Source organism: uncultured Campylobacter sp. (assembly GCF_937997465.1).
Taxonomy (GTDB): Bacteria; Campylobacterota; Campylobacteria; order Campylobacterales; family Campylobacteraceae; genus Campylobacter_A.
Genome location: NZ_CALKTQ010000116.1, coordinates 1 through 5,347, shown reverse-complemented (window position 1 = coordinate 5,347; position 5,347 = coordinate 1). Strand labels below are relative to the sequence as shown.

Genomic DNA, 5,347 nt, shown 5'->3' with positions numbered 1-5,347 from the left:
GCACGACAGAGCTCGACGGCCTCGGCACGATCAGGCAGGGATTTGTCGAGATGAGTAACGTCCAGCTGGTTGAAGAGATGACCGACCTCATCACGGGTCAGCGTGCGTATGAGGCAAACTCAAAGGCGATCACGACGAGCGACGATATGCTCTCTATCGTAAATAGCCTAAAGAGATAGCCTAAAATAGGCTAAATTTGAGCCACCTAATCCGAGATTTGTTTTGCAAATTTGACGGACTCGGCGGCTTTTTAAATTTAATTTATCAAAACGGCCGAATTTGAGCTAAATTTTAGCTGTTTTATAGCGGTTCTAGCCCGCTACTCTTATTTGCTTAGGATTTTGTGATTATCGCAACCTTGTTTTAGGCCCATATCGCAAGCCTTACCGAAATACTTCTTAGCCGATTGTTTATCTTTGATTATGCCTTGACCTTCCGCGTATAAAACGCCCAGATTATAGCAGTCTTTTGCGTCTCCCCGCATCGCAAGCGCCTTGAAGTATTTTTGCGTCGTTGCCCGCACCAAACAAAACCGCCGTGCATGCTACCGCTATGACTATTTTTTTCATGCTTTTGCTCCTATAAAAAGATTAGCGCCATTTTATAAGATTTATTATTAAAATCCGGATAATTTTTATATTAAACGCTAAATTTGGTTTGGTTAAATTTGCTCGCCGCGTCATTAGCTCAAATTTTCTTAAATCTTTAGGCTTTATCAGATTTTTTAAAATTTAAGCTATCATCGCGCTGGCATGCGGCGGAGCTCACGAAATCTTAAATTTACCCCACTGTTTGCCGCTTATTATTCTTTGCTTTTAAAGCTAAATTTACCGCCGATTTGGATATTTTCATCCTCCTTTTTAAAAAATTTGTAAACTATAAAATCAAAAGCGTAAAATCCCAAACTGCCGAAATTAAAAATACTTTTAGCTTTTTTTCGGTATCTTGCGCGAGTAAATTTTATAAGGAGAAATAATGAAGATAAACAAAATTTTGTTTCTAATCGCTCTATTTTTGGGTATTAGCGCGGCAAACGCACAAGACAGCTTTCAGCATATCAGAAACGCTACCGCAAAGATAAACTATGCGGGAGTGAACTTTTTGCTCGACCCGTATCTTGCACCAAAGGGTAAATATCCTGGCTTTGAGGGGACGCTAAACTCACACCTTAGAAATCCTTTGATAGAACTTCCTATGGATGCAAAAGAGGTGTATAAGGGCATCGATGCGATCATCGTTACGCACACGCATCCTGATCACTGGGATGAGGTCGCGGCTGAAATTTTACCTAAAAATATCGTTATCTTTGCTCAGCATAACGATGATGCGACGCTAATCAAAAAGCAAGGCTTTAAAGACGTAAGAGTGCTAGACGAATCGGCTGAATTTAAAGGAGTGAAACTACATAAAGCGGGCGGCGCTCACGGCACGGTAGAGATGTATGAAAACAAGCAGCTTGGTGCTATTTTGGGCGATGCGATGGGCGTCGTGTTTGAAGCAAAGGGGCACAAAACGCTTTACGTCATGGGCGATACGCTTTGGACTGCGGACGTAAATAAGGCTCTAAACAAATTTAATCCTAGTGTAGTCGTGATGAATACGGGCGACGCTCGCGTGCTGGCATTTCCTGACAGCGGTATCATAATGGGCAAAGCCGACGTAGCCCACGCCGCAAAAGAGCTTAATGGTGCGACTATCATCGCCGTACATATGGACGCCGTGAATCACACGAGCGTAAGCCGTAAGGATCTTCGTGAATTTGTTAAAAAAGAAGGCATAGAGAGCAAGATCACTATCCCAGATGACGGCGAGATCATCAAATTTTAATCTCAAATTTTACCCTACAAGGCTAGAATTTCTAGCCTTTATCCTAAATTTTTCAAATTTTTGCTAACATTTTGGCTTTTTATGAAGGTGAAATTTGACATTTAACTACGTTTTTAAACTATCCATTCCTATCTTTATGGGTTTTTTCCCTCTTGGCATCGCCTTTGGCATTTTGGCTAAAAGCATGGGCATTAGCGCATTTATCGCTGTGGCGCTTAGTATGCTCGGATATGGCGGAGCAGCGCAGTTTATGATGCTTTCGCTCTTTAGCGTCGGCACGAGCTATGTTGAGGTCTTTATCGTGAGCTACCTTGTAAATTTGCGCCACACTTTTTACGGGCTGGCGCTTTTAAAAGAGTACAAAGATCTCAAATTTCGCCTTTTTAATATTGCGACTCTCACGGACGAAACTTTTGCGATATTTAAGGCGCTTAAGATCACAGACGCAGCGGAGCGCAGCTATGTTTTTACGCGGCTAAATTTGCTCTCGTGGCTCTACTGGGCGGCGGGCACGGCGGTCGGATGCCTAGCCGGCGAGCTTATCAGGGTCAATACGAGCGGGCTTGAGTTTAGTCTAACTGCGCTTTTTATCGTGATCGTAATGGAGATGTTTAAAAACGATAAAAATTATAAAGTGCTGGGTGCGGCGTGCTTGTTTGGAGTCGCCGGCGTAGCGCTCATGCCTGCTAAAGCGATGCTGGTAGGCTCGATGGCGCTTTGCTTTATTTTTATTTTAGTTTTTAAGGATAAGCTTTGATAAGCGTGAGTTCTAGCGAGTGGGCGATATTCGCCGCCGTTTTGCTAAGCGCGTTTGCGACCTTTTTGACGCGTGCCGCGCCGTTTTACGTCATCAAAAACTATAAGCCTCGTCCGTGGCTTAGCGCCGTGGAGCGATACATGGGGCTGATGATAATGGTTATCTTGGTGTGCTACGGGCTAAAGGACGTCAAATTTGACGTTTATCCATACGGACTAAACGAAGTAGTAGCCGTTTTTACCGCGGTTTTGATTCATCTGAAATTTAAAAATACCTTGCTTAGTATCGCGGCTTCGACGGCGATATATATGACGCTTATTAGGATTATTTAACTGAAAATAAAAATTAATAGTTAATAATAAATTTAAGCAATAAACGCTAAAATCCTCGTAACATCTCAATACAAGGAGCAAACATGCGTTTTGCAGTAAAGGCGGTGATTTTCATGCTTTTAGGAGCGACTTTGGCTTTTGCGAAGCCTACTATTTACATTTTGGCAACTGGCGGCACGATAGCCGGCAGCGGCTCAGGTGCTCTTGATACGAGCTATACGTCTGGAACCGTTACGGTCGATAAACTGATCGCCGCGGTACCCGATATCAACAAGATAGCAACCATCAAAGGAGAGCAGATCTCAAACATCGGCTCTCAAGAGATGAACAACGAAGTTTGGTTTAAGCTAGCAAACAGAGTAAACGAGCTGCTAACTAGTGGCAAGGCCGACGGCGTCGTCATCACGCACGGAACCGACACGATGGAGGAGACTGCGTATTTTCTAAATTTAGTCGTAAAAAGCGATAAACCTATCGTTATGGTGGGCGCTATGAGAAACAGCGGCTCGCTAAGCGCGGACGGCCCCCTAAATATCTTTAACGCCGTAAACGTCGCGATGAATAAAGAAGCGGCAGGCAAGGGCGTAATGGTAGTGATGAACGACGAGATCCACGCGGCTAGAGAGGTGACTAAAACCAACACTACCGCTGTCGATACATTTAAATCTCCAAACAGCGGCAAGATCGGCACCGTGTTTTACGGCAACGTCAAATTTTACATGAATCCTACACGCAAACACACCGTAAATTCAGCATTTGACATCACAAAGATCAAAGAGCTTCCAAGAGTAGATATCATCTACAGCCACTCAAACGACAACCCGGACTTTGTAAATTTAGCCGTCAAAAACGGAGCTAAAGGCATCATAAATGCAGGCATGGGTAACGGAAATCCATTCCCAAGCGCGCTCGAGGCTCTAGGCGAAGCGGTTAAAGCCGGCGTAGTAGTCGTGCGCGACTCCCGCGTAGGTAGCGGCGAGACCACGCTAAACGGTGAGGTAGACGACGGCAAATACGGCTTTTTAGCTAGCGACAACCTAAACGCGCAAAAAGCTAGAGTGCTTTTGATGCTTGCGCTTACGCAAACAACCGATAAGGCTAAGATCCAGGAGCTTTTCCTAACTCACTAAAATTTGCTTTTTGGCGAATATCTCGCGATACTTGCGTATTTTTCTATGACGGCGGATTTATCCAAAACGGACGATCCGCCGTTTCTTTTGCAATTTTTTACTTCGATGAATTTATTTCAAATTTAAGCTCAAATTTAAGATATTTTACGCACAACTTAGCTAAAATTTGCGCTGTTTGTACTGCACAAAAACCAGCGGTGCCGCAAAGGCGAGGTTTTTAAGCGAAGCTAGTAAAACCAGCAAAAGGAGCACAAAATGAAAAAATTTCTACTCATCCTCACAAATCAGCCCTATAACGGCACGGACAACGCGTATAACGCATTGCGGCTAGCAGGAGCGCTCAAAAATAGAGACGAATACGTCAGGATATTTCTGATGAACGACGCGGTCGATCTCGCGCGAAATAGCACGCAAAAGCCCGAAAACTACGACTTTGACCTCGTGGCAAAGCTAAAAGAGCTACACGCAAACGGTGTAGCGCTAAAGGTCTGCGGCAGCTGCGAGACTAGATGCGGTCTACACACGGGCGAGCCGTACTTTGATAGCGAGATAAAGGGCAGCATGGATATCCTTGCTAGCTGGGTCGCGGTGTGCGATCAGGTGATGACTTTTTAGGCTGCCGTTAGCGGCAAATTTGCGTTAAATTTGAGATTTTTTAGGAGCAAAAATGGGAATGAGCGCGCACTACTACGCCTATGCGCGAGACGATATAGAGGCGATCAAAAACGGCGGCGGCGACGATGTCGAGGCGCTGGACGAATACGACCTGGATAAAATGTGGGACGTGATGCATAAAACGCTAACTGGCAAAAATATGTTTGAAGCGATGAGTGCAGGCGAGATTTTCGCTACGCCAAATCCGCTTAGCTGGGCGATATTTGGACGCGGTATGGCGGGCGAGGAGGGGAGCGAGGCGGTATCTTGCGTGGACGCAGATGACGTAAAAACCGTAGCTAAAGCGATGCAGAGTACCGACATTGGCGCGTTTTTGGCAAACGTAAATTTTGCAGAATTTGGCGAGGCAGGAACGTATCCCGAGATATGGGGATATGAGAGCGAATTTGAAGATAAGCCGAGCTAAAAGAGCATTTTAACGGGCTTTTGAGTTTTTATCAAAATGCCGCCGACAAAGGCCTTGGCGTGCTAATCGTAATAGCGTAAATTTTACGGCAAATCCCGCTAAGCGCTTGGCGACGATGGAGCCGCTTTTTGGATAAATTTAAGCCCATATGCATAAAGTTAAATTTGCGGGTTTAAATTTACACTCCGCCGCGCCAAAGATGCAAACAAATGCCGCCGCC

8 protein-coding genes are annotated in these 5,347 nt (G+C 44.9%); 7 read left to right on the top strand and 1 reads right to left on the bottom strand.

All coding sequences use genetic code 11. From position 1 onward, the window contains the following. On the top strand, positions 1–179 hold a 179-nt coding region (locus Q0546_RS03520), incomplete at its 5' end, for a flagellar basal body rod C-terminal domain-containing protein (protein WP_298790579.1). 146 nt (positions 180–325) lie between these two features. On the opposite strand, the gene Q0546_RS03515 is transcribed toward Q0546_RS03520, so the two are convergent. After that, on the bottom strand, positions 326–484 hold the full coding sequence (locus Q0546_RS03515) for a Sel1 repeat protein (protein WP_298790577.1): 159 nt from the start codon (positions 482–484) through the stop codon (positions 326–328). A gap of 491 nt (positions 485–975) precedes the next feature. Here Q0546_RS03515 and Q0546_RS03510 point away from each other — a divergent pair, with 491 nt between their 5' ends. From Q0546_RS03510 to Q0546_RS03485, 6 genes are all read left to right on the top strand, one after another. Further along, positions 976–1,827 carry an MBL fold metallo-hydrolase gene (locus tag Q0546_RS03510; protein WP_298790575.1) on the top strand — a complete coding sequence of 284 codons (852 nt, stop codon included), beginning with the start codon at positions 976–978 and terminating at the stop codon, positions 1,825–1,827. 94 nt (positions 1,828–1,921) lie between these two features. Next, a complete protein-coding gene (locus tag Q0546_RS03505) occupies positions 1,922–2,584 on the top strand; it encodes an AzlC family ABC transporter permease (RefSeq protein ID WP_298790573.1) in 663 nt (220 codons plus the stop codon). Next, on the top strand, positions 2,581–2,916 hold the full coding sequence (locus Q0546_RS03500) for an AzlD domain-containing protein (RefSeq protein ID WP_298790571.1): 336 nt from the start codon (positions 2,581–2,583) through the stop codon (positions 2,914–2,916). Before Q0546_RS03505 ends, Q0546_RS03500 begins: the two co-directional genes overlap by 4 nt. Positions 2,917–2,999: 83 nt before the next feature. Then, positions 3,000–4,046: a type II asparaginase gene (locus Q0546_RS03495; RefSeq protein WP_298790569.1), complete on the top strand. Its 1,047-nt coding sequence runs from the start codon at positions 3,000–3,002 to the stop codon at positions 4,044–4,046. A 255-nt stretch (positions 4,047–4,301) separates the two neighbouring features. Then, the gene (locus Q0546_RS03490; RefSeq protein WP_298790567.1) at positions 4,302–4,661 is read left to right on the top strand and encodes a DsrE family protein; all 360 of its coding nucleotides are present in this window, start codon (positions 4,302–4,304) and stop codon (positions 4,659–4,661) included. Positions 4,662–4,713: 52 nt separating this feature from the next. Then, a complete protein-coding gene (locus Q0546_RS03485) occupies positions 4,714–5,127 on the top strand; it encodes a DUF1877 family protein (protein ID WP_298790565.1) in 414 nt (137 codons plus the stop codon). Positions 5,128–5,347 lie beyond the last annotated feature (220 nt).